The sequence below is a fragment of the Spirosoma knui genome (assembly GCF_054780635.1).
In genome coordinates, this window is the sequence record NZ_BAAGVY010000010.1 from 140,452 (window position 1) to 164,600 (window position 24,149).

General features: G+C 53.0%; 18 protein-coding genes. 8 read left to right on the forward strand and 10 right to left on the reverse strand.

Going from position 1 to position 24,149, the window contains the following annotated elements:
- Positions 1–325 precede the first annotated feature (325 nt).
- Complete coding sequence (locus ACYVIY_RS20040; RefSeq protein ID WP_460978178.1) at positions 326–763, forward strand: WapI family immunity protein; 438 nt, start codon at positions 326–328, stop codon at positions 761–763.
- 49 nt (positions 764–812) lie between these two features.
- Here the strand turns inward: ACYVIY_RS20040 and ACYVIY_RS20045 are convergent, their stop codons facing one another.
- On the reverse strand, positions 813–4,502 hold the full coding sequence (locus tag ACYVIY_RS20045; protein WP_460978179.1) for a PAS domain S-box protein: 3,690 nt from the start codon (positions 4,500–4,502) through the stop codon (positions 813–815).
- A 176-nt stretch (positions 4,503–4,678) separates the two neighbouring features.
- Here ACYVIY_RS20045 and ACYVIY_RS20050 point away from each other — a divergent pair, with 176 nt between their 5' ends.
- The 4 genes from ACYVIY_RS20050 (at position 4,679) to ACYVIY_RS20065 (ending at position 8,259) form a co-directional block, all read left to right on the forward strand.
- Positions 4,679–5,032 carry a PKD domain-containing protein gene (locus ACYVIY_RS20050; protein ID WP_460978180.1) on the forward strand — a complete coding sequence of 118 codons (354 nt, stop codon included), beginning with the start codon at positions 4,679–4,681 and terminating at the stop codon, positions 5,030–5,032.
- 6 nt (positions 5,033–5,038) lie between these two features.
- A complete protein-coding gene (locus tag ACYVIY_RS20055; RefSeq protein WP_460978181.1) occupies positions 5,039–6,043 on the forward strand; it encodes a hypothetical protein in 1,005 nt (334 codons plus the stop codon).
- Between the two features lie 13 nt (positions 6,044–6,056).
- Complete coding sequence (locus ACYVIY_RS20060; protein ID WP_460978182.1) at positions 6,057–6,923, forward strand: hypothetical protein; 867 nt, start codon at positions 6,057–6,059, stop codon at positions 6,921–6,923.
- A 70-nt stretch (positions 6,924–6,993) separates the two neighbouring features.
- On the forward strand, positions 6,994–8,259 hold the full coding sequence (locus ACYVIY_RS20065) for an MFS transporter (protein ID WP_460978183.1): 1,266 nt from the start codon (positions 6,994–6,996) through the stop codon (positions 8,257–8,259).
- Positions 8,260–8,263: 4 nt separating this feature from the next.
- Here the strand turns inward: ACYVIY_RS20065 and ACYVIY_RS20070 are convergent, their stop codons facing one another.
- From ACYVIY_RS20070 to ACYVIY_RS20100, 7 genes are all read right to left on the reverse strand, one after another.
- Positions 8,264–9,670, reverse strand: a complete 1,407-nt coding sequence (locus ACYVIY_RS20070; RefSeq protein WP_460978184.1) for a WG repeat-containing protein — start codon at positions 9,668–9,670, stop codon at positions 8,264–8,266.
- A 94-nt stretch (positions 9,671–9,764) separates the two neighbouring features.
- On the reverse strand, positions 9,765–10,346 hold the full coding sequence (locus ACYVIY_RS20075) for a retropepsin-like aspartic protease family protein (protein WP_460978185.1): 582 nt from the start codon (positions 10,344–10,346) through the stop codon (positions 9,765–9,767).
- A 286-nt stretch (positions 10,347–10,632) separates the two neighbouring features.
- Entirely contained in the window at positions 10,633–12,009 is a 1,377-nt protein-coding gene (locus ACYVIY_RS20080; RefSeq protein WP_460978186.1) for a hypothetical protein, read from the reverse strand.
- On the reverse strand, positions 12,009–15,452 hold the full coding sequence (locus ACYVIY_RS20085; protein ID WP_460978187.1) for a hypothetical protein: 3,444 nt from the start codon (positions 15,450–15,452) through the stop codon (positions 12,009–12,011). The genes ACYVIY_RS20080 and ACYVIY_RS20085 overlap by 1 nt, the downstream gene beginning before the upstream one ends.
- Positions 15,453–15,561: 109 nt before the next feature.
- Positions 15,562–17,052 carry a hypothetical protein gene (locus tag ACYVIY_RS20090; RefSeq protein WP_460978188.1) on the reverse strand — a complete coding sequence of 497 codons (1,491 nt, stop codon included), beginning with the start codon at positions 17,050–17,052 and terminating at the stop codon, positions 15,562–15,564.
- An 83-nt stretch (positions 17,053–17,135) separates the two neighbouring features.
- Positions 17,136–17,579 (reverse strand): hypothetical protein, encoded by a 444-nt coding sequence (locus ACYVIY_RS20095; RefSeq protein ID WP_460978189.1) that lies wholly within the window; start codon positions 17,577–17,579, stop codon positions 17,136–17,138.
- 88 nt (positions 17,580–17,667) lie between these two features.
- Positions 17,668–19,176: a hypothetical protein gene (locus ACYVIY_RS20100; protein ID WP_460978190.1), complete on the reverse strand. Its 1,509-nt coding sequence runs from the start codon at positions 19,174–19,176 to the stop codon at positions 17,668–17,670.
- Positions 19,177–19,375: 199 nt separating this feature from the next.
- Here ACYVIY_RS20100 and ACYVIY_RS20105 point away from each other — a divergent pair, with 199 nt between their 5' ends.
- Positions 19,376–20,998, forward strand: a complete 1,623-nt coding sequence (locus ACYVIY_RS20105; protein WP_460978191.1) for an Ig-like domain-containing domain — start codon at positions 19,376–19,378, stop codon at positions 20,996–20,998.
- A gap of 26 nt (positions 20,999–21,024) precedes the next feature.
- On the opposite strand, the gene ACYVIY_RS20110 is transcribed toward ACYVIY_RS20105, so the two are convergent.
- Positions 21,025–21,435, reverse strand: coding sequence for a PIN domain-containing protein (locus tag ACYVIY_RS20110; protein WP_460978192.1), 411 nt, complete (start codon positions 21,433–21,435; stop codon positions 21,025–21,027).
- Positions 21,432–21,665, reverse strand: a complete 234-nt coding sequence (locus ACYVIY_RS20115; protein ID WP_460978193.1) for a hypothetical protein — start codon at positions 21,663–21,665, stop codon at positions 21,432–21,434. The genes ACYVIY_RS20110 and ACYVIY_RS20115 overlap by 4 nt, the downstream gene beginning before the upstream one ends.
- Positions 21,666–21,860: 195 nt before the next feature.
- Here ACYVIY_RS20115 and rsmA point away from each other — a divergent pair, with 195 nt between their 5' ends.
- Together rsmA and mgtE are read left to right on the forward strand one after the other, a co-directional pair.
- Positions 21,861–22,652, forward strand: a complete 792-nt coding sequence (gene rsmA / locus ACYVIY_RS20120; RefSeq protein WP_460978194.1) for a 16S rRNA (adenine(1518)-N(6)/adenine(1519)-N(6))-dimethyltransferase RsmA — start codon at positions 21,861–21,863, stop codon at positions 22,650–22,652.
- Positions 22,653–22,726: 74 nt separating this feature from the next.
- On the forward strand, positions 22,727–24,079 hold the full coding sequence (gene mgtE / locus ACYVIY_RS20125) for a magnesium transporter (RefSeq protein ID WP_460978195.1): 1,353 nt from the start codon (positions 22,727–22,729) through the stop codon (positions 24,077–24,079).
- The last annotated feature ends 70 nt before the right edge of the window (positions 24,080–24,149 follow it).

Below are 24,149 nucleotides of genomic sequence, written 5' to 3' on the forward strand. Positions count from 1 at the left end.
CGGCCAACTACTATAAAGCTTTGTCTATCAAAGTATTCGATTGATCAGATTAAAAAATTTAAGCTCCCTAACGTAATCTGGTAAAAATAGAGCCTGTGATCGCCTGATCAGCATGTTGCTATTTTGCTGAGATTAATTTGTATTAATACGGTACAAGCTATCCATTTTTCTTTTACTTTTATTCTTCCAAGCCAACTCAACCGGCTTCAATTGTCTGCTCTCTGTTCCATTCTCTTCGCGTTAGCGGCTGAATGGTTTCCCCGCCCGTTTTTAGCTGCGGAAGTAAGCTAAGCTTTCCTCTTTTTCTACTTTATCCGTTAAGATTATGAGACTCACCGGACCGGAGGGTGTCTTAGAGCTGACTATTCTGGATTACGAATACAGCGATGCACCCCGTTTCCTAGACCGCAACTGGCTTATTGTAAGCCTAAAAACGCAATACCACAGCCGGGAATGCGTGCGTACAGCCTCGATTCTGTCGACCTGGGAACTTGAACTTCTGGCCAACTGGATGCAATCGGTAGCAAACGAAGATGAACTGTCGCCCAAGCTAACGTTCATTGAGCCCGCACTGGGGTTTAGTAACGTATCGCGGGGGTACGGCGACTATCGGTTCCGGATTAAGCTAAGCTCGGATGCGCAGCCTGACTGGCAACGAGGCCCTATGCCATTCTATATGCCTGTAGCTCCCGACAAAGGCGAACTACAAGGGGCTATCTCCGACCTACGGCACCAACTCAAGCGTTTTCCAGTGCGGGATTGAATAAGCTCTCCCAGTCGGCTTGTTCGTTAAGCCGACTGGGAGAAAATAACTAGCTCTGCTGACTTAGCTCTTCTACAAAGTCAGCGAACGCGTGTTGTAAGGCTTCCAGCGCATCAGACAAGCCGCTCGTATCATTCACTTTCAGCTTACCCTCGGCCGTCCGGGCAATGTCTGCCACCCGCGCCACTCCAATCGTCCCAGCGCTGCCTTTCAAGGTATGCAAATGGCTCTTAACGGTCGGAATATCGCCTAATTTGTAGGCATCAACGGCACCATGCACGAGTTCGGTCGCTTCCGTAACAAACTCCTCCATAATACTGTCGACCAATTCCTGACCACCGATATCGCGCAGTTGCCCAACAATCTCAGCATCAATAATGGGCAGAGCGGGCTCCGGCGCTATTGGCTGTTTCGGCGCGGGTTTCGGAACGTCGGTACGTTGTTTGGCCCGACTCGCGTCGGCAATCTCTTTGACTTTTGCAATCAGGCTCTGCGCCCGGATCGGCTTGGCAATGTAATCGTCGAGCCCCTGACTGATGAAGCGCTCCCGGTCTTCCCGCATCGAATACGCCGTCATGGCAACAACCGTTGGCAATTGCTGACCAAACTGATCGCGCAACCGCCGGGTAGTCTCTACGCCGTCCATGTCGGGCATCTGAATGTCCATGAAGATTACGTCGAACGAAGGCTCCTGCGCTACGCCCTGGCTCCTTTGGACAACCGCGTCAATGGCGGCCGGGCCGCTGTCGGCTGTGGTGACAACGCAGCCCGCTTTGCGCAGGATCTCACTGGCCACCTTGCGGTTTACAGCATTGTCGTCAACGAGTAATACGTTCGGGTGGTAGTCGCTGAAGAAGTTGGCCAGTGTAATCTCGGCGGCTTCGGTTGTCTGCTGCGTAGGACTGATGCTGGTTTCTTTCAACTCGATCGTGAACCAGAACGTACTACCTTTTCCTACCTCCGACTCCACGCCGATCTCGCCTTTCATCAAATGGGCAAGCTCCTTCGAGATGGCCAGTCCGAGTCCGGTGCCGCCGAATGATTTACGCGACGACGTATCGACCTGACTAAACGAGTTGAACAAGAGGTTGATATTTTCCGGCGAGATGCCGATACCCGAATCCCGGACCTCAATCCGGATGCGGTTGAATTTACCCCGTTTGCTGATCAGCGAAGCATAGACACGTATCGCGCCGTTCTCGGTGAATTTAATCGCGTTGGAAGTCAGGTTCGATAAGATCTGCAACAGCCGCGTCTGATCCGCAATCACGAACGTCGGCAGGTCAGGCGTCAGGTGATACGTTAGCTCGTTATTTTTTGAGTGGGCCTGCTGGCCAAATAAAGCAATGAGCTTCTCGAAGATTTCGGTGAAGGCCACCGGCGCTTCGTGCAGCACCATCTTACCGGCTTCAATTTTGGACAGGTCGAGAATGTCGTTCAGGATATTCAGCAGCGTTTCCGACGAGCGTTTGATTGTTTTTACGTAGCTGCGCTGCTCCTCGTCCAGTTGCGTATCGTTCAGCAGGTCAATCATGCCGATAACGCCGTTCATGGGCGTGCGGATTTCGTGGCTCATATTCGCCAGAAACCGCTCTTTCACCTTCAGCGACCGTTCGGCTTCGTCTTTGGCTTTCACCAGTTCGGCCGATTGGCGCTTGAGTTCAGTGATATCACGCGCCAGCACCGCCACGACCGAGTCAGACGCCGGATCGTCGTTGAGCAGCAGCATGTTAAACATAAACTGCCGTTCCGACCCATCTTTTCGGCGCATGCTAGCCTCAAAGTTGCGGAGACTGCGGTTGCGTCCGAGCTTGATCATGGCCCGGTGAATAATGCTCTTGTCAATAAAGAAATTCGTTACGTCTTCGCCCAGCACTTCGTCGGGTGTATAGCCCATCCGTTTAAAGACCGACGGACTGATCATCGTAATACGTCCTTTGCGATCTACCCGCGCGTAGATGTCCTGAAGGTTTTCGAAAATACCCCGGAATTTCTCTTCGCTCTGGCGCGTAGCGATTTCGGCCCGCTTTCGATTCGTAATGTCGCGGGCAATGCCGGACACTTCGTCGATTACTCCGCCCGCCAGCAGAATCGGATTCAGGTGAAACTCCAGGTACGTCTCCCCTTTCTGGTTGTCGAAATGAAGCTCAAAATTCTGCGCGAAACCCCGAAATGCCTGCCGGTACTTTTCTTCCAGCATCTTTCGGTTTTCATCGCCAATCATTCGCCAGCCGAGATTTGGGGCGCTGGAGTGCAAAGTTGGCGTTTCGTCCAGCTGATACTCGATCAGTCGCGCATAGTTCTTGTTAAACGAGGTTAGTTTCAGCGCTTTGTTGACCGACCAGATCAGATACGTACTGCTGTCGAAAATAGCGTTCAGCCGGGCGTTCTGCTTATCGAGGGCGGCTTCGGACTGTTTGCGGGCGATGGCCAGGGCGACCTGACCCGAGATAAATTCGAGCAGTTCCAGATCACGCGGGCCGTAGATTCGGGCGTCATCATACGATTTCACGCCGATGATGCCGGTGATCTCGTCGCCAATCCGCAGCGGGGCCGTCAGCATAACCTGCGGCTGAAGCTGACCATATAAATCGATCGTGTGCTGATCGGCCAATTGGCGAATATCTTTTTCGTACAGGAACAGCGGCTTATTAGCGCGGATGGTGTATTCGGTCAGTCCATTGCCAAGCTTACGTTTGGTGAAGCGCATGTTACCACCGAAATATTCATCGACATAATACGGGAACGACAGATACGTCTTGCTGGAGTCGTAGAGAGCAATAAAGAAGTTGCGAGCGTCGATAATGTTGCCCAGTTCCTCGTGAATTTTCTGATACAACTCGTCGAGGTTCGGCGTGTTAATGGTCCAGTTGGCAATGCTGTAATATAGCTTCTGGGATTTTTCGGCCCTGATTTTGCCGGTCGTATCGTGCAGAATACACCGAAATGCGGTTGGTCGGCCGTTGTCGAACCGGCAGTTTACGCTGCCTGACAGAAACAGCGTCTTGCCGGATTTACTCCGGAACACCGTTTCAAAATACGGGAGTTTGTCGCCTTCCTGAATGCGTTTGAGCAGCGATAGCGTGCTGGTGGCGTAATCGGGGTGCAGCACATCGCGCAGGTTCAGCGCGGCAATTTCTTCGGACCCGTAGCCCAGCACTTCCCGCCAGGCCCGGTTCACGAAAATAAATTTGCCGTCCAGGGTCAGGAGCTGGATCAGATCCGACGTATTGTCGACCAAATCCTGCAACTGCGCGTTGGTGTTCGACAAGGCCGACGCCACCCGCCGTTTGTTGGTTACGTCCTCCCCGATCACCGTAAACGATGATACCGTTCCGCCCGACTCGTTCAGGATGACCGAATTGAGCTGAACGTTACGGATAGCACCACTACGGGCCAACAGGCTGATTTCTTTTTGTTCGAGAAAACCGCCTTTCGCCAGCGCTTCCTCAAAATCCAGTTCGAGCCGGGCCCGATCGACGGGGGGAATCAGAATATCGAAAAAGTTTTTACCGACTATATCGTCCGGTTGCCAGGCCGTTACGCGGTACGTATACGGATTGGCATACCGCAAGGTCCCGTCGCGTTCGATGGTAAATCCAACCAGATTCAATTGATTGACTGTATGTTCAACGTCGAAGCCGGGTTGCGCTTCGGCGGTCAGTACGTCATCCCGTTCCTGATGCAGCCGTTGAATTTCGGCTACTAATTCATCTTTTGTTTTTGCCGACCAGTGCATGGTGCAGTTACTAGTTTTGTCAGTCTCCGTGTTGCAATCTGACAAACGGAAACAGATAAATTTACAAAAAATGCTGATTTTCGGCAATTACTCGCTTAAAACTGCGCGCGATTCGGCCGAAAGGCAGATTTATTGATCGAATCGGCTGCGGTTGGAAACGGATTCGTTACTTTGCTATGTCTCCATTCATTGCTATGCTCCGACGCGTATCCTACCTGCTCCTGCTGTTTGCCCTGGTGGCCTGTGAGCCGTATGATCTGACCAAGAAAAACTTTCCGGCTTGCGCAAAACCATCGGCCAAAATCGGCTATACCGCCGGATTTCTGGACGTTACCTTTTTCCTGGACAATCCGCAGGGCGACATTGGCGTTGTGGGCTGGGACCCTGGCGATGGCAAAGGTGTTAACCGCGTCGGTACGCGCGTTACGTATATCTACGATAAGCCGGGTACGTACACCGTTACGCTTGTGCTGGTTAACTCGTGCGATGACAAAGTTGTTGAAACTCGCCAAATCACCGTCCGAAACTAATCCATCATGCGTTTACTTGTATTGTTTTGTGTTGGGGTTTTGCTGGCGTTACCGGGTCGAGCACAGGAACGCGTTGCCAACGTTCGGTTGCGGGTTGCTGATTCGTCGCGGCTGGAGATTCGTTACGATTTGCTAAACGCCCGCCCCGGCGACTCTATCTATTTTGAGATCCGTAGCCGATTGCGGGGTGCGTTACGTATTCTGCCCGAATTTGTCAGGGGCGACATCGGTAAGCGCATAACCGCCGGTTCCGAACGACGTATCGTGTGGGATGCCCTGGCCAATGGCTATTCGCTAAACGAGGAAATACGGGCGACCGTATTGGTTAAGTCAGGTCCCCCTCCTGTTGTCGTGGCCCCCAGGCCTACCGAGCCCTCCATTGCCGCTAAACCAGCCGAGCCGATTCCCGATCAGAAGCCAACCGTGCCAGCGAAACCGAGTCCGACTGAATCAGTGGTTACTACAGAACCTCAGAAAGCGCCCGCAACCGAGCCGCCAGTCGTTACGCAAACACCCCGAAACGAACCCAAACCTCTTCCGCAGTCCCAACTTCCTCCGCCGGATGCCGTTCCGGAGCGTGTCTCACGTGGCCGGTACGCCGGACCTGCCTGGGCACTGGTTTCGGTTGTAGCGCCGGGTATCGGCAATATTTTCGTGCATACGCCTAAACCCCGCATCGGCTTTCGGCCGTTAGTTACCGTAGCGGCCTACGGGTTGGTTGTCTATGGGTTTATGGAACGCCAGAAAGCACAGGATACGTACGCGATATACCAGGAGCAGAAAAATGCCGCGGCCGGAGAACCCATCTATCAACTGGCAAACGATCATCATCATCGTTATTGGCTGGCAACACGGGGCGCAGTCGTCCTAACCGCTGCGGACGTTATTCTGACCTTCGTTAAAGGCCTCCGCAACCAGCAACAACAGCAGTTGCCACGTAACGAGGGCGTTACGCTCCGGCCGGGTATGCAGGCGGGTCAGCCCACTGCTGTTCTTCGCTATTCATTTTGACCATTATTGAGCCATGCGCGCTATACTGACGAGTCTCCTCCTCTTCTTAATGCTGCCCATCGGTACGCAGGCGCAAGCCACGCGACGGCCCCGGGCGGTGATCTATTCGGCGTCGAGCGATTGGCAAAAGGTAACCCTAAAACCAACCCAGTCGATACGTTCGCGACCAACAGTACCCCCACCAACGACGAACGCGGCAGTTACGCCAAGCAACGAGCCCGTTACGCGGCAGCCTGGTATGACTGAATCGACCGCCGAGGTTGCTACTCCGCCAACTCGGACATCGTCAGCTTCATCAAATCCCGCTGGCTTCCGGCCGGCCTTTACGGGTGACTTTGCCACCAATCGCAACGGCTGGAAAGCAGGTAATAAAGGCGATTATCAATACCAGATCGGTCTGGGTCGCTATAACATTCGCAAGCGTAACGCGAACACGAAACAGGTAGCCTTTTCGTACGTAGCCTTACCCCCCGACATCAACCTGAACCGGGCGGATACCTTCACCATTAAAGTCGACGTACTGGCCGATTCAGGGCGCATCCCGACGGGGGGACTGTTGTTTGGGGTGAAAGATTCGCTAAACTTCTGTGCCTTTACGTTAAATGGGAAAGGTGAAATCTCTATCATCCGTGTCGCGAACGGCGCTACGTTCAGCGATTACATGCCCGGCGACTTCTTCTCTCCCGGCGTACCGGTCGACAGAAACCGCAACCGGCTCAGCATTCGCCGTCGGGGAGCAGCCCTTTATTTCTACGTCAATGAGCAAGAAGTACGCAGCAGCCCGTACCCGTTCCGAATGCTTTCGGGAAATGGCATTGGCATGATGACTTCCGCGTACTGGACATCGTTCCAGAAGCTGTCGGTGACCTTAGGCCCGTAATGTGTTCGGGTAGTCAGCAACATACAGGCGCTTTGCTCTATTGTCTCTACTCTTCTGAATCGTTGGCCTTATGAAATACCGCTCCCGTGTTCTGTCGTTTCTGTTTGCACTGTCGACCATTACGTATATCGATCGGACCTGCATTTCGCTGGTCGCGGCCGATATGAAGAAAGACCTGCACATTGAGAACGATGCCTGGGGCTGGATTCTGAGCGCCTTTGCCTTGTCGTATGCTTTGTTTGAGCTGCCTACCGGTGCCATGGGCGACCGATTAGGCCCACGACGGGTGCTGACACGGGTCGTTATCTGGTGGTCCTCGTTCACCGCCCTGACCGGAACGGCCACGAGCTGGCTCTATCTGCTGATTGTACGCTTTTTGTTTGGCGCGGGCGAAGCGGGGGCTTACCCAAACGCTTCGATTGTCGTATCGCGCTGGTTTCCGCGTCAGGAAACGGGTCGGGCACAGGCGTTTATTTGGGCGGCCGGTCGCGTCGGTGGCGCCTTGGCCCCCTGGATGGTTATTCCCATTGCCGCTACGTTTGGCTGGCGACTTTCCTTTTTCGCAATGGGTTTCCTGGGAATTATCTGGGCGGTTTGCTGGTACGTCTGGTTCCGCAATTTCCCCAGCGAAAAACCAGAGGTATCGACCGATGAGCTACAGTACATCGAAGCGAATCGCCGGTTCAAAGCGCATAGTCATCACATTCCGTGGTGGACCATCCTGAAAAGTCCGAACATGTGGGCGATCATGCTGATGTTCCATTTCTACATGTACGGGGCTTATTTCTTCACGGGCTGGTTACCGACGTACCTCAAAGAAGGCCGTCATTTCGACCAAAGCCAGATGCAGTTGTTCGCTACGTTACCGTTTGTACTGGGTACCATCGGCTGCCTCACGGGCGGCTACATCAGCGACTGGCTTTCGAAACGGTATGGCTTACGCGTGGGTCGTCGGGCGGTGGGTATTGTAGGCATGGGCCTGTCGTCAGCAGTGATTTTTCTGTCGGCCATCACAACCGACAACCAGACAGCGGCTGTTTTATTGGCGATGGGCATGGGGTTCAAAGACCTTACGTTACCCGTGTCGTTTGCGGTCTGTAATGATGTAGGGCGTAGTCAGTCGGGAACCGTATCGGGTGCCATGAACATGGCCGGACAGTTGGGCGCTGTCTTCCTCGGCGTATTATTTGGCTACATCGTCAAGGCGACGAATGATTTTAACCTGCCTTTATTCCTGATTGCGGGCTTGCTGCTGTGCAGTTCCCTACTCTGGCTGCGTATCGACCCCACTAAAGAAATGGCGATACCGGCGCAGGAAGAACCGACAATGGCGTAGCTCCCTATTGGCGAACCTGCTCACCGTTCCGGTTAATGGAAATCAGTTGCCCGTTGAGAAAAGCGCCAGCCGTGTTACCCTTAAAAGGTGTAACAGCCTCAAACTGTGGCTCAATAACCCATTCATCCGCTTCGTTTATAAAGCCCCAGCGACCATTGCTGCGGGCTCGTCGCCAGCCCCGATCGTCCGTCCCTAATTCAACTTTGTCGTAAGGCTTATCACCGAACGATTCTTCATATTTCCCGGTGCGGGCTTCGGCCGGTGTAGCTGGCTGCGTTGCTGGTTCTTCCGGACGGGTTGTCTCCCTGGCGGATGGTTTTGTCGGCGCTTCGTCAACTGGATCGGGAACCTTCTCCGCGACCGTCGGCTCTGGCTCATCCGTTGGGGGCAGGGACGTATCGGTAGTCGGCGTTTCAACCTCCCGCTCGGGTTGCCGCTGGCTAACTCCTGACGTGGTTTGCTCCGTCCGACTACTCCTCCGGCTTCGTCGTTCAGGCTCCCGATCATTTTGTTGGGAATTACTGCTTTTGATGAACCAGTAGATCAGGGCCAATAGCGCCAGCGCAAACAACACCCCATACACCCCACTGCGATCGCGCGGAATCACTTCGACCCGAACCGTACTGAGCGGGTTATTATTGGCGTCGAAGAGCGTGTAATCGGTTGTTTTCGTCGGCTTTACCCAGCCCCGGTTCTTCGGTGATAACCCTTCGCCCAAATCATCGATCGTTACGGCCAGTAAATTCTCAACATCCCACTCCAGCGTAACCGCCTGTCCGCGACGAATACGGGCCGGGCTTGCGGTATACGTTCGAACGATGGGAGTCGGCGGCTCGGGCAAATGGACCGGTTCAGGTGCTGGAGCCGTTACCCGAACGGGCTCTGGATTAACACGTACTTCCGGCTCTACACGGATTGGCGCTGGCGCTTGAGGAGGATCGGCTACAGCTACTGGCTCTTCTATCCGCTGAACAGGCGTCGGCTTTGGCGGCTCCGGCTCGCTTTCGATCAACTCCTCGAAGCTTTCGGGCTCACTCGTTACGGGCTCCGCCGTTTGTTGGGGGGCATTGGCTTTCGCTATGCGTGCCAGGACGGTCGGGACCCAATGGTTTCTGACAAAATCGGGCGACAGGTTAAGCGAGGAAGCCGCATTGACAATCTGAGCCAGGTCCTGGCTAATCAGGTGGCTGCGGGACGGCTGAGCGAGTCGGGCAATGCGGGCGTGAATATTCTGAAACAGAATGCTGTTGTTCTGCACTTCCTGACTAACCTCGTTCGCTCGTTTCAACGCTGCTTCAAGGGTTAGCCCGGCCTGTTGAGCATCCTGAAGGTATCCGTTACTCCGCCAGGCGTCGGGCCCGTCGAGCACAATCGCTTCGCGAAGTCGGTCGGTCAGTTCTGTTTCTGTCATTGATGGGTAGTAGAGGTAAATCCTGGTTCGGCTAACGTATCGAACAAGCTTCGGCCGGATCAGCGTTCCGCTTATGGTATCGTAAACACAAAAATCAGTCGAAGGTCACAACATTACGTCGGTAGTCGACCGAAATTGTGCCAAATTGCGACAACGCCGATTGTCCCAGTAGCAGGGGTGCCTTAGCGCTACCGACAATATTGGCATGAACGTTCTGGAGCACCCGATCACCAATCTGCACCGATTTCAATCGAACGACGGAGCCCGGTGAGATGTCGCCGTTGGCATCCTGAAAACGCGCCTTCCCGACAATATCCGCGTCGCTAATGGCCCCCTGTTTATACATAAACTCGGCTTCGGTCTCCGACATCGAAATCAGACTGGCTCCTGTATCGAGTATGAACTTCATCGGCAGACCATTGACCGTAACCGGCACTTTATAAACGCCGTTCTCCTTCTCCATAGCCACTTCCGTCGGGCCGGAGCCGATCTGCTTTAAAGTCGGTTTAGCGTTTACAGGCGGTGGTGTACGGGTGACTTTATCAGTCTGCTGTTCTGTTTTGGCCCGTTTCTGCCGACGCGGCTGGTGGCTACCCGACCGCGAACAGCCCGAGCAGCCCGAAAGGTACAGCAGCGAGCTAATCAGCAGAAGTGACACAAAAAATCGAATAGTCATTCGTCGTTGGTTCAATAGAGTAATTAGACTGTGTGTTCCTTTGATCAACTTACTGACCAGGGGTTTATACCGTTTAAACACAAATTATGGGACTTTAATCCCGAGTGGCATAACTCAGAACCAAAGTCCCAACCGAATTTACCGAAATTTGAGCCGTCAGCGGCTATTAAATGATTGCTGACGCTACGTCCCTGTATATGTCATTCCGACCGTAGGGAGGAATCTTCTGTAGCTGGATAGTTCATCATCCGAGAGGATTCCTCCCTACGACAGGAATGACAAAAATTTACTCGTACCGAATCAGCGCTTTTGTTTTCACCCGCCAGCTGCCGTTTTCGAGCACCGCTTCTCCATCCCGGCGCATCACAACGCGGGTATGCGCCGACGAATAACTGTTCTCACTCTCGCAGGCGGGTTCGATCATGTAGTTTCGATACGTAATAAAACGCGCTAACCGACCGGGTTCTGCCTCGAACCGGAACGACGCTACGTCTGGTCGATCTGGGTTAATGCTGAACCGATACGCCGACTCGGGGGATAAAGATGGCGATTGCTGAGCCGCATCGAACACCCCGTTCGGATCGGGTGGTGGACAGTAGAATACGCTGCCCCCAACCGGAGCTACAGGCTGCGCCGGTACAGGTGGCGTAGCTTGCTGAACCGGTGGCACGGGCTCCCGAGGCTGTATTACGTTGGCAGACTCATCAACGCTTAGCTGTCCCGAACGCATCGTCTGTGTCGATGTTGGGCGCGTTGCCTGTTGTTTCAATTGCCGGATTTCGGCCAGCGGATCGGCCCCTAACTCGGCCAGCAGAATATCGTAAGCATCGGCCTTCTGCTTGTAATCAGGCTGCGGCTCCCTTGGCGCATTCTGGGGTTGCCGCGGGCCGTTAGTGGGCTTATTGCGTTGGGCAGTATCCACCGAACGGCTGAGACGGCTGTTCTCGTCAAGCAGTCGGTTAATTTCGTTCTTTAACCCACGTACCATCAACAGATACACCACGGCGGCTCCTACAATCAGCCCTGCAATTGCACTCACAATCATCATCCAAACCCGGTTTTGCTGTTCTTCTTTTGCCTGTCGCTCCAGCTGACTCATCCGTACCGCGTCAGCATCAACGCCACTTTCATCACCGGCTGCCGTATCCACATTTGCCTGGGTAGCAACACCCTGCTGGGCTTCCGCTGCCGGAGCTACCTGCGGCTCGGCCGGTGGTAACATCCGGTCGATCTTCGCCAGAATCTGCGTACGCACCGCCGGATTCAGGGGTTGACCGTAGTTGCGATCGTCCTTGTAACGGGCGTAAAACGAAGCCAGCTGATTTCGGATCGCTGCGTTTGCTTCGCCGGGTGTCAGGCTGACAAATCGAGCCGTGTTTTTTAACGTGCTCAACTCTTCCATCTTAACCCCAACGGCATCCCAACCCCCAACCGTGCGGATAATCGTCTGCGCATCGCAGCCATCACCGCAGTCCACCAGCTTCTGGTAGATTTCCTGCGCTTTTGGCTGCTTGATGTTCGCAAAGACGACCGTAGCTACGTCCTTGGTCAGCGTGTCGACAGCCTGCTGGTTGAGGTTTGGCGTTTGGGCTGCCCCCAGCGTTACGGAGGTCAGCCACCCGGCCAGTGCGATAACGTGTTTATACCGCATCGTAGTCATCATTAAGCCAATGCGTTTGCTAACTTATTGATCGCGCCAATCAGCGGGTAGAAGAATAGGGTTTCTTCAATCGGGGCGCCGAGTGCGTCGGTCATGCCGCTGTACTCAGCTGCAACCTCGCCTTCTTTCCGCTGTACGCCGTCCATAAGCGACGTATCCAGGTGAGTCCGCAACTCCTGCTGGGCAATTACCAGCGACCGCGACGATACGTTCAGGTTACGGGCAAAGCTGAATTGGTTGTTGATCGCGAAGAAGAAATCAATGAATGCATTGGTTTCTTTCAGTAGCGAGTCGATCACCTCGGGCTTGCGGAGGTCAGCATACGTCAGTGCCGGATACTCGTCGTTAAATGTAGCCGGATAGACGTAATTGATGGCTTCGGTATCAACAGGACGGCTGTTCGACGGCTGCATCAGCGCACCTTTACAGGTTACTTCCTTCGGTCCTTTCTTTTCGTAGAACAACGTCAGGCCGCTGGTGCCGTACTCCTGTTCGTAGACTTTCTCGAAAATCACCCGCGCCAGCTTACCGAGCATCTGATCGTCCGAGCTGATGATCGTCAACACCTTGGAGCCCGTACCACTGAACGTAATGGCCCCCGGCAACGCAATGCCCCGGTGTTTCATCAGCTGCGCAATGTGGTAAATCAAGGCGGTATAGAACAGGACGAATACTACTTTCAGGTCTTCGTCTTTCGCCAACATTCCGTTGAACGACAGCATGCTTTTCGCCTTCACGTCATTGCTTTTCTCAATCGAGAACCAGAACGCCATGATGTCCTCCGAACGGTTCGTTTCCAGCATACGCCGGTTGTTGTCGCTCAGGTTACCCAGGCTTTGGCTGTCCAGCAGTGTCTGGATACGATCGGCATATTTGCGCACGAATCCGTTATGGCTAGCCGCCCCGTACTCGCTAAAGGCATCCCCATAAATAGCGTTACCCGCGAATCGGAATGAGGTCAACAGACGCGGTTCGTTACGTTCGTAAACAACCACGTCGGACGTACCACCACCAATATCCACGTTGATAACCGGCTTGGCCGAGGCACTCAGGGTTGGGTTTTGCTTGTAATAATAGAACGGCGCTACCGACTCCGACACTTCCCGCAACCGTCCGGCGGACCCACCGATGTAACGATCGTACAGCTCCTGCCAGTCGCTGCGTAGCTGACTCACGCGACCGGGCGTCATACTGGCCGGGAAGAACCAGTAAACCGTCGTCTGATTCAGGTTACCCCCTTCCGTCAGGACTTTGTTCTTGATCAGCATCAAAAGCTCTTCCAAGAAAGCCTCCACGCGCCGTTCGGTCTGGTCGTTGTTTTTCGCCCATTTCAGGTTCGTGGTAATGCGGTTCGAACCAGCCGGTTGACGCTCGACATAGAACGGAATATTAAAGTCAGCCAGCGCCTGGGTTTGCTGGTTAAAGCTCAGGTTCATGGGTTCGGCAATGGCCGTGCGCGTCGGGAAACTATCCGGACGGCCAGGACCGATGGTCGGCGGCACAAACTCCAGGTCATAGAGCAGGAACAGCTCAAACAAAGCTGGATTGTACTGCGCTGGAGCCACCAGCGTGGCTACCTGCGGGGTTGTCTCGGCTACGTCGAACGGCCGGGGCGTCCCCCCGTCGACACTGTATTCGATGTGCGTATTGGTCGTCCCAAAGTCCACCGAGAACGCGAACTGCTTACTCCCCCCATTGTATTCCTGCCAGCGTGGAATCAGGATGCCGTTCAGTTCCCGGCCATCGCTCCGGATGTTAGTCTGGAGGTAATCAAACTCCTCACGCAAGACGTAGTACACACTCGATCCGTCGGTATTCTGTTGGCGAACGGTACGTTGGTGTTTTGACTCGGGCTGAATGACAGCGTTATTTTGTTGCTGTACGTAGGTAAGCTCGTACTGATTCTGGCTATCGAATCCCGACTCGATCAACTGCACCCGATAATCGGCCGGTACGGTTACGCTGCCCGACCGCACAAACGGATAAATATTGACCGTAAACGAGTTTTCAAGGATGACGCCTTCGTTACTTAGCTCGTTCGGTGCCGCCGAATTGTACACCCCTACCGGCTGCGCGTATAACCGCTCGAAGGTCACGAACTGGTTACCGGGCTGGCTGGGAGCCGTTACCGGAATGTCGAGTGTTACGTTGATGCCATTTCCCTGCGGTGTCATGCGCAGCCGAACGCGGCCCGTCAGCAGGTCCTCTACGTCGAAGAAATCGAAGAAATCTTTCTTCAGCGGCAGCAAAAAGCCTTTGTCCGTAGCCGGTGTTTGCAGGTTCCCATCGAAGAAACGCCCACGATCCATCGGGAACGGCAGGCGAATCAGGTAAGGCTCCAGGAAGTCACTCACTGTTAGCCACGGATAGTTACCTGGCTGACCGGGCAATGCCCGCTGGTTTTCGCGCCACGATTCTTTGACGTAGTACGGCACGGGCGTATTCGGATTCCACTGCGCCTGCGGGACGTAGGTGAACTGCCGGTAGAAGCGGTTTTGCAACACCATCGGCCGAGGCAAGGCCGAGCCGTGGATTCGGTTAAACTTATCCGACTTAATGATGAAGTCACTCACCTGCGCGATCGAGCGAACATCTGACTTTTTCTTCCGAAGCGGGAAGCCCAGCACCTCCACGACGTCACCAGGGCCGGTGGTTAACTCATCGAAATCCTGATCGAATTTTTCACGCGTCAGCAGCGGTTGCCCGTTCGGCGACTCGATGTGTTCGTAGAACAGGTTTGGATTCTGCTGCTGCAACAGCGTACGGCTGCGGTTCAGGTAGTCGTCGACCTCACGGAACCGATCCCGGAAATTGGGCATGAACAGCTTCAGCGCGTACCAGAATTTCTGATATTCGATATCCCGCTGGTGCAGCGCACAAACGGATTGGTCGAACAGGCGGTCGTTGCCCATCGATACATCCACCCAGCTCAGGTCATTGCCTGAACTAAAGAACAGCGTTTTGGGCGATGTACCACCCACAACCCGCCCCCGGTAACTCAGGATAAACAGCCGGTTCAGATCACCGAAGTTATATTCAGCCGCATCCTGATCGAGGAACAGTTTAAGCGCATCACCCAGCCGCCGGTGCCCCAGGTTTGTCGACTGCCGCATCCGTTCGAGGTCGGTGCGAACGTCGAAGGGCGTGATGGTAATGTAGGTCTTTAGCTTGTCATAATTAAAGAACAGCTCGCCCACGTCCAGCGCGTCGGATACGATACGCTGATCGTTTATGGTGCCGTTGAGGTCAGGGCGGAGCGCCAGATTCAGAAAAGCTGATCGGACCAGGTCCATGCGGGCGAACGGACTCGGAATTGACGTCGGCTGCTTTGCGGTCTGCCCACCCTGAGGGTCGCGGATGGCGGCAATCTGGTCGGTGCCCATGGGCTTACTCACGTACCAGTGTAATCCCGGCGTAGGGTTATGTAAGCTAAGTGTTGTTGGCATAGTTTAAAGTCATTATGGGCATTCGTCATTGGTCATTATTGTCATTGGTGATTTGCGATAAATGACCACGTATGACTCTTAATGACAAACAATAACTAAAAGTGACCACTTAATAGTCAAGTACTTTCGGCAGCCGCTCGCGCACGAAGCGCTCGGTACCTTCCGAAAATAACTGAATGAATTTGTCCGATTCGCCGACGTACGCCTTTCCTTCGGCGGTCTTGTTAAGCGTCTGGTCGAAGTCATCGACGATGTCCAGCTTTACGTCCGACTCACCCCCGAACAGCCCTTTCTTCTTGGGCTCAAAGCCGCGTACCGTCTGGCCGAGGTTTGCTACGTCGAGCAGGAACGGCTCAAACGCCCGTTTATTCGCCCCCATCTCCGACAACCACTGCCGGAAACCGGTATCGAAGTTCTTGACGCTGTTAAAGAAGCTCGAATTCAGGAATGAAGTCGAAATCTGCGGGTTCGCCTTGGACCACTGCACCGTACCAGCCGCTGACCGAAGCCGCTGGCTCAGATACGTACTGAACAAGGCCATTTTTGCCAACGGTACGTTGATGAGTTGTTTGGTCGCCCCGGCCAGATTGCCCAGTTGCAGCGACGTACCATCCTGCTCGACTCCGAACTCCTTATAGACCGGGTTGGTTGGACGGCCGTTCACTACGTTCAGGTCACCGTCGCTCATGTTCATGAAGTCAACGATGGCTAAGGCCGACGCCATTTCCACAAAGTGGGCTTCGTTTTTCTGCCCACCCGCACCAGGGTCGTAGGCATAGGCTTTCGTCTGATCGTCGCCGATGTAATACAGCGCGTTTACTGAGGGGTTTACACCCTTCTGGTAGTAATTCAGGGCAGCTTTCGTCTTGGCGACAAACGAAGCCGGGTCGATCAGTTTATTATCGCTGGTGGTCAGGCTGAAATACGGCATAACCGTTACCGCGCCAATCTTCGCGTTGGTCAGGAACGCCGGATTCGGAATCTGACCGATGGCCTGAGCCCCCCGAATGTTTTTAAGCAGAATGGGGAAACCAGCCGCTCCCGTACCGCCGAATATGGAGCTGACAATAAAGATCCGGTCGTTGGCTCCGAAGTTCTCGGCAAAGGCCTGGAACACGTCGGAGTACCGAAACTGGTTCAGTACCGTACTCCCAATGTTTGGGTTGCCGACGAACCCGATGTCCATCTTCGTTTCCAGGTTCTCTTCCGAAAACAGAAGACTGGCGAGTGCTTTGTTGGGAGCGTCTAAACCTTCGTAGTTGATATAGTCGCGGAACTTCTCCTGCTGAACGCCCTGCAATTCGAACACATAGGTATCGGCGATGGTCGCGTTACCCCCAATAGCCCGGTTCAGTGTCTTGATTTCGGTGCTGAAAAACCCAGACGCTGGCTTATTCTGCAAGTTGGCGCGAATGTTCCCGTACTCGCGCAGCAGGTCTTTTGTCCGCAGCAGGTCGTCGTTGGTCGCGTGAGGGTCCAGTACAATCGGGATCACCTCATCGGTATTGTTCATCTTAACGCCCGATGCCAGCAGGAACGTCAGGGCTTTAAGCACCCGCGAGCCTGTGCCACCAATAGCGAATACAAATAATTTAGCCATAATTTTTGGTTAATGGGTGCAGTGAGTGAATAGGTGCAGTAGGGCACTAAAACTTACTTCACTCACTACCCCTAATCCACTGATTATTTTGATGGCCAGAGCATGGGCCGGTGTTTCGCGTTCTTACTGAAGTTTTTCATCACCATCGAGATAATGAAAAAGATGATAGCCGTCAGCAGGGCCATCTCAAAGGCATAACTTAGGAATACGCTAACGCCCTGGTCGAACAAGGAGCCCTGCTCGGGATCGGCTTCGTCGCGCGGAATATCCTGCCCGGCTTTCTGGTAACAGGTGACCAACGTAATAACAAATAAAGTCAGCGCACTCACACCCAGCATGAGCAGCCAGCTCCCGAATCCGCTAAAACTCACCCGGTTGAACGGCCAGATGTAAAACGCAAAGGCCACGACGAAGGCAATGCCAATGGCGGTCCAGGTCATGGGCGACAGCAGTTCTTCCTGATACAAGTCTTCCAGCAGGCTGCTGTTCACGAACAGGTTGTAAAAATTATACAGCGATTCTTCCATAGTTAAAGCGTGAATGGTAAAAGAGTGAATGAGTGAAAGGGCTATTAAGAAGTATGTTTCAGTCTGATGCGCTCTTTCACTCTTTCGCTCATTGCAGGTTTATTGTTATTGTGAAATACTGGGTTTCGTTGTTTGGGTTATAGGCTCGCTCGACGCCCTGGAGCAGGTTTTGCAGGCCGAAGGTAGAGTTCGCATCGGGTGGGATGTCGTTGGTCGTGTTGGTTTGGGCAATCCACTTGGGTGGGAACTGCCGACGCAGACGGATGGTTGCGGTACGTTCGCCACGGGCCGGGCGCTCCGTCGACAACAGTAGCTTGTGCGTGGTGCCGTTCGCACCCGAATAGGCTTGCACCGCCGAGACCTTGAAGTTGTCTTTACCCTCAACTTCATACTGACTCGCGTCGGTTAGTAACGATGCCGGTAAACGCAGGTTCGATAAGTCAACGGCGACGGGAATGGCTAGGCTTTTGTCGGTAACGTCGGGCTGAACGTCTTCGAGCGCATGAACCGCTTTGGTACGTTCGCGCACTTCCTCCTTCGCCCGTTTAAAGCGCCCTTTCCGGGCGGGGTCCGTTACCAGAATGGTATGAAACGGCGCTTCGGTTTTGGTATCCCGCCCAAAGAACCACGAATTAGCAAAGCCAGGCAACTCATCGAAACGGCGGATGGGCTGGTACGTTGGATCGGTGTACAGGCGCTGCATGGCTTCGTTACGTCCGATCAGGCAGAGGTAATACGGCCGCTCCCCTTTGTAAGGGTGCTTGGCATTGTTCCAGCTATAATACGTACCGTCGAAGTCAGCGTTCAGCTTTATCACCAGCATGGAATGCGTAGCAGCATAGGGCGAAAATACCGTTGTCAAAAGTGATCGGGCGGCATCAAGCGTTTTCTGCGCACTCATACCCGCCAGATTCGCATCGGAGTAGATCAGGTCAGACACCAAAACGCTTACATCGTCGCCCGACGTTTCGGACAGGATCGTCTTGAAGATCGTCTCGAAGTCGGTGCTGGTTGTCTTCCCCTTCGTTTTGGCGACGGTGAAAATGTTTTTCTCCTTGAAGAACTGCGAGAGCGAGAGCCCCAGCTCGTTCACCTCCGTGTTTACTACGTATACTTTACCCTGTCCCGGATTTACGGCGTCAAATTCAGTCAATACGTCGTTCAGGGCCCGTTTAAACGAACCGTTGCCGCCGGGCGCATCGTAGGGAAACATGCTCGCGCTGGCTTCGAGGTACAACTTGAGTTTGAGTGGTTTGGCAGACGTAACAGCGCCGGACAGCGAGACGGTTGGCGCATCGCCTTCTTTAGCCAGTTTCCGATACGTCATGTTCCGCTGAATGTATTTCAGCAGCGCGGCATCGTCTACATCGCCCTCAGAAGTAACCAACTTGGCGGTTTTCTTGTTGTCAGCCAGATCGGTTTTTTCGCTGGTAATAAACGCCCGAATTGCCTTGGCCTCTTCGGCATCAATAGCGTTATCGTTGGTTAGGGCGTCGCTGATCTGATCATCAAGTTTGTCGGATGGACTCGAACAGCTGGCTAACCAACCAACCGACATAATCATAAGCACTAACAGGCACAGGCGGGTGCGGGTCATGGATATTTTTGGGTGATTACTGGAGTTGATTGAGCGGCAAAAGTACCAAACCACCCCTGTACAAACCCGCCAACGGGCGGATGGCGTTTAAAATTTCTTAAATTTCTCTCTAACGTAACGAAACAAACGTCCATTTTATGTCAGCCGGTACGGAAGAACCATGAACGGGCGTTTACCTTTGTAGTCTGATTCCCACAACATGAAGTTTCGTCATTTCGCCATCTGTTTTTTGCTTTTACTGCCTATTCTGTTCCATAACTGCGCTCAGGTGGCCCAGCCCCCCGGCGGCAAAAAAGATACAATAGCCCCTAAACTGATTAATAGCATCCCTAAAATTCGCGAGTTGAACTACGCGGGTAAGTCAATCGAGCTGGAATACGACGAGTATGTCAACATCGAAAATATCCAGCAGAAAGTCACCATTACGCCCCAGGACAGCAATACGTTTGTCGTAAAAACCTTACCGAAAGGACTCCGGCTCAACTTCGATAAACCGCTGCAACCGAACACAACCTACACCATTAACTTCTCTGACGGCATAAAGGATATTACCGAACGTAACGTAACGACCGACTCGAAGATTGTTTTTAGTACTGGTCCGGTGATCGATTCCTTATATCTGAGCGGGAAAGTAGTCGATGACGAAAGCCGTGAGCCCATTTTCAATTTCGTAGTAGGTCTTTTCGGCCCGAATGATACGTTACCGATCAACCGCAAACGCCCGGCCTACTTTGCCCGAACTGATAGCAACGGTAATTACCGAATCGAGAATGTGAAAGCCGGTAATTACAAAGTGTATGGGTTCGATGACAAAGATTTAAATCTGGTCAATAATACGCCGGGCGAACGGGTTGGCTTCCGCGACAGCGTACTGAATCTGACTAAGAACGTAACAGACGTGAACCTGGTCGCTTTCCGGGGGTACGGAAAACCGCGCATCAGTCGACGTGAGCGTACCGACGAAACGGTAGGTTTAGAACTGAGCAGCGGTATTGCCAGCTACCGGCTACGTTTCGCCAAGCCTGGCGATACCTTAGTGTCGTTCCTTGAATCGCCCAAGATGATTCGGATGTTCCGACCCGCCAACCGCGCAGCCGACGATACGCTGAACCTGACCATCGTGGCCGAAGACTCCGTCGGTAACATAACCGATCTGAAAGAGCGAATTTATTTTTCACCCTTGAAAACGAGGGCTAAAAACCGGACACCCCTAACGGTACAGATTACCCCTCCGGCTGGCGAATCGATCGACAAAAACCTGGCGTTTACGCTTACGTTCAACAAACCCGTTTTTCGCTACGATACGACCCTGATCGACATCGGTCGCGACACCACCAAACCGCTTCAATTCACACCCGAGAACCTGAAATGGAGCAATAGTTTTTCGCGGCTGGAGATAAACAAGCAAACCAATTCCCGCGATACGCTGTATTTGCGGCTCGGGAAGGGAGCCTTCATCAGCGTTCAGGGCGATACGCTCGCCCGCTTCATAACCCGCTACACCATCGCGGATGAGGAAAGCTACGGCCTGATAGCCGGACGAGTCAATCGGCCTGACGAAAAATTTATTGTCGAGCTACTGGATGAGAAGTATAAGGTAGTCCGATCGGCATACGGCACCCGTACGTACAGCTTCGCCCGTCTTAAACCGGGGCAGTACCGCGTTCGGTTGATCATCGACAGCAACGGCAACCGAAAGCGCGACATCGGTAACGTGCAGAAAGGAATACAGCCCGAAACGATCATCTACCACCCCGGTGCCGAGGAGGGCGGCATTATCCGGCTCAAACAAAACTTTGAGCTTACCGATATTGATTTTTGACCATTTCTTTTTTGAATAACAACCGGTTAGATTGTAATCCAGTTATCTAAAATCAGCCCCTCCAATCGTTGCATTTCTTTCGTATTCATACTTACCAATGTGTAGCCATAGGCAAGTGCGGTACTTCCAATTAATAAGTCGAAGTCACTTATGAGCAACCCCTGTTGGCGAAGTCGAGTCTTTTGCTGTGCAAACGTATTAAATGCAGCACGAATAGGAATTATCCGTCCGTTCAGCGAGTGTTCTAGCTGCTGTACCTTCGCCCCATTTTCATCTCGCTTAACCGGATCACTATTAGCAACTCCGTACAGCAATTCAAGAATGGTGATTTCTGAAACATAGCAGTTTGCAAATCCAACTTCGCGCACCTTCTGACTAATTCCATACCTGTTATTTAGGTGATGGATAAGGATATTGGTGTCAAGCAGATAATTCAAAGAAGTATATCCGTTGTTTTTGTTGTACGAGCAGACTCAATTAACCGGACCAGGTCATCAGTTGACTTGTCACCCTGCCAGCTTCCAGCTAAAGCAAAAAAATCATTTTCTGCCTGTGTTAACTGATCAGAGCCCTTATGTTCTTCTCGATAAGACACCTGAAGACGTTTCGCCAGGTCGACGAAAAGCTGATAATCAGCTTCATTGTTGGGTTCCAGAACGAGTGTCATCCGTTAATTTATCTTTTTACAAAGTTAAACAAACTTCCAGGCTCATTTGATCGCAGCTAGACAAAATCAGAAGTTAGCTCTTTGTCCTTTGTCAATCTATTGCTCTAGCTATAGTCGAATCAACCCGTCTATTTTCACCTTATACCCCGTACCTTTGCATTAAGTCGCTCGAGCGGCCGAAAATCCTCCGGCATCATGTACGTTAAACCGAAAAAAGAACTTGGTCAGCATTTTCTCAAAGACCTCAGCATTGCGCAACGTATTGCTGAGTTATTGACCGGTCATGGCAGCTACCAGAAGCTGTTAGAAATCGGCCCTGGGACGGGGGTTCTGACTCAGTTCCTGCTTAAAGACAGCCGCTTTGAAACATATGTGATCGAGATTGACCGCGAATCGGTCGACTACCTAAAGCAGCACTTTCCTGCACTGGAAGGACGTATTCTGGCTTCTGATTTTCTGAACATAAAGCCGGAGCTACTGCCCACGAAACAGGTTAGCACCGAGCCCTTCGCCATTATCGGCAACTTCCCCTACAACATTTCCAGCCAGATTCTTTTCAAAGCGCTCGAAATGCGCGACCGCGTACCGGAAGTAGTCGGTATGTTTCAGCGCGAAGTGGCGCAACGGGTCGCTTCGGGACCCGGTAATAAAGACTATGGCATATTGAGCGTGTTGCTACAGGCTTGGTACGACATTAAGTACGAGTTTACCGTCGATCCCGACGTGTTCAATCCGCCCCCCAAGGTTCATTCGGGCGTTTTATCGCTTCGCCGAAATGAGAAAACCGAACTGGGTTGCGACGAACGGAAGTTTACACAGGTCGTGAAACACGGGTTTGGCCAGCGCCGGAAAACCCTTCGTAACGCATTAAAGCCACTGGGGCTCCCCGAAGCTGCGCAGGACAGCCGCTTCATGGACAAACGCGCCGAACAGTTGAGCGTAGACGAGTTTGTTGAACTGACCTCGTTAATGAAGGAAAGGGAGTAAATAGAGGAGCGGGAGGAAGGAGAGTTCATTCTTCATCCCATTTTTCCTTTCTTCCCCCTCCGGCCCTCCCACCTATGACATTTGAACTAACCAAAGATTATCTCGAGCACCTCCAGACGGCTATTGACGCAGGCGACGACGCTGTGCTCAAAGCCGAAATGGAGGAGTTATACCCGGCTGACATTTCGGGGATTCTCTATGAGCTGGAGCCCGAACCCGCGCATTACCTGCTGAATTTGCTGGACAAAACGGTCGGAGCCGAAATTCTCGCCAATCTTGATTCAACGGACCGCACGAACTTACTACGAACCTTTACGTCTGCCGAGCTAGCGCCGTTTATCAACCAGATGGACTCCGACGATGCCGTTGACGTACTCAACGAGCAGCCCATTCAGGTGCGGGAGGAAGTGATCGGTTTGCTCGAAGACCGCGAGCAGGCACGCTTCATTCTGGATCTGCTCCACTACGAAGACGGGGTGGCGGGTAGCCTGATGCAGAAGGAGTTAATCAAAATCAACGTTAACCTGACCGTTAACGCCTGCATCGAAGAAATTCGCCAGCAGGCCGAAGACGTTCAGAATGTGTATGCGGTTTACGTTGTCGATGACGTTGGGAAGCTCCTGGGTCTGGTCTCTTTAAAGAAGATTGTGCTGGCGCGAAAAAACGCCAAGATCGCCGACATCTACGACGAAGATGTTGTCTACGTAGAAACGTATCGACCCGTTACGGAGGTAGCCGAAGTCATGCAGAAATATGACCTGGATGCCATCCCGGTCGTTAACGTACAGCAGCGACTCCTCGGCCGGATTACGATTGATGACGTGGTCGACGTCATTACCGAGCAGGCCGAAGAGGACATTCAGGTTATTTCGGGTTTATCCGGTGAAGTTGAAGAAGACGACAGCGTCTGGCAGCGCTCGAAAGTGCAGTTGCCCTGGCTCGTAGCGGGGGCCGTGGGCAGTCTGTTGGCAGCTACAGTCATCAACGGGTTTCAAAGCGAGCTCGGCAAAATTGCCGCCCTGGCTGCGTTTATCCCGATTATCGGATCGACCGGGGGTAATGTCGGTATTCAAACCTCGTCGTTAATTCTGCAAAGTTTATCCGATACGTCCGGCCTGAACACGACTCTGGCCAAACGCCTGCTTCGTACGTTGCTGGTGGCCATTATTAACGGCCTGGTAGTAGGCCTGATCGCGGGCGTTTATACGTTCATCATTGGGGAGCCCCGTTTGTTTTTCGTGGTCGCTACGTCGCTTTTAGCGGTCGTATTGCTGGCTTCCTTTATGGGTACCGTTACTCCCCTCCTACTTAATCGGATTGGTATCAATCCAGCAGTGGCCTCAGGACCGTTTATTACGACAGCTAACGACTTGATTGGCATCGGCGTGTATTTTATGATTGCTCAACTGCTGCTCGCCGAGGTGTGAGCCGTTTATGCTTGCACTGATTATTTGCCTCGTTACTCCAGCCACGTTTTTTATACTGGTATCGCCTGGC

What these genes read in the sequence shown, in the direction of transcription:
- rsmA (WP_460978194.1), top strand. Translation starts at nt 21,861, where the DNA reads ATGTACGTTAAACCGAAAAAAGAACTTGGTCAGCATTTTCTCAAAGAC.
- ACYVIY_RS20070 (WP_460978184.1), bottom strand. Translation starts at nt 9,670, where the DNA reads ATGACAGAAACAGAACTGACCGACCGACTTCGCGAAGCGATTGTGCTC.
- ACYVIY_RS20055 (WP_460978181.1), top strand. Translation starts at nt 5,039, where the DNA reads ATGCGTTTACTTGTATTGTTTTGTGTTGGGGTTTTGCTGGCGTTACCG.
- ACYVIY_RS20045 (WP_460978179.1), bottom strand. Translation starts at nt 4,502, where the DNA reads ATGCACTGGTCGGCAAAAACAAAAGATGAATTAGTAGCCGAAATTCAA.
- ACYVIY_RS20060 (WP_460978182.1), top strand. Translation starts at nt 6,057, where the DNA reads ATGCGCGCTATACTGACGAGTCTCCTCCTCTTCTTAATGCTGCCCATC.
- ACYVIY_RS20040 (WP_460978178.1), top strand. Translation starts at nt 326, where the DNA reads ATGAGACTCACCGGACCGGAGGGTGTCTTAGAGCTGACTATTCTGGAT.
- ACYVIY_RS20075 (WP_460978185.1), bottom strand. Translation starts at nt 10,346, where the DNA reads ATGACTATTCGATTTTTTGTGTCACTTCTGCTGATTAGCTCGCTGCTG.
- ACYVIY_RS20105 (WP_460978191.1), top strand. Translation starts at nt 19,376, where the DNA reads ATGAAGTTTCGTCATTTCGCCATCTGTTTTTTGCTTTTACTGCCTATT.
- ACYVIY_RS20085 (WP_460978187.1), bottom strand. Translation starts at nt 15,452, where the DNA reads ATGCCAACAACACTTAGCTTACATAACCCTACGCCGGGATTACACTGG.
- ACYVIY_RS20095 (WP_460978189.1), bottom strand. Translation starts at nt 17,579, where the DNA reads ATGGAAGAATCGCTGTATAATTTTTACAACCTGTTCGTGAACAGCAGC.
- ACYVIY_RS20050 (WP_460978180.1), top strand. Translation starts at nt 4,679, where the DNA reads ATGTCTCCATTCATTGCTATGCTCCGACGCGTATCCTACCTGCTCCTG.
- ACYVIY_RS20080 (WP_460978186.1), bottom strand. Translation starts at nt 12,009, where the DNA reads ATGATGACTACGATGCGGTATAAACACGTTATCGCACTGGCCGGGTGG.
- ACYVIY_RS20100 (WP_460978190.1), bottom strand. Translation starts at nt 19,176, where the DNA reads ATGACCCGCACCCGCCTGTGCCTGTTAGTGCTTATGATTATGTCGGTT.
- ACYVIY_RS20065 (WP_460978183.1), top strand. Translation starts at nt 6,994, where the DNA reads ATGAAATACCGCTCCCGTGTTCTGTCGTTTCTGTTTGCACTGTCGACC.
- mgtE (WP_460978195.1), top strand. Translation starts at nt 22,727, where the DNA reads ATGACATTTGAACTAACCAAAGATTATCTCGAGCACCTCCAGACGGCT.
- ACYVIY_RS20090 (WP_460978188.1), bottom strand. Translation starts at nt 17,052, where the DNA reads ATGGCTAAATTATTTGTATTCGCTATTGGTGGCACAGGCTCGCGGGTG.
- ACYVIY_RS20115 (WP_460978193.1), bottom strand. Translation starts at nt 21,665, where the DNA reads ATGACACTCGTTCTGGAACCCAACAATGAAGCTGATTATCAGCTTTTC.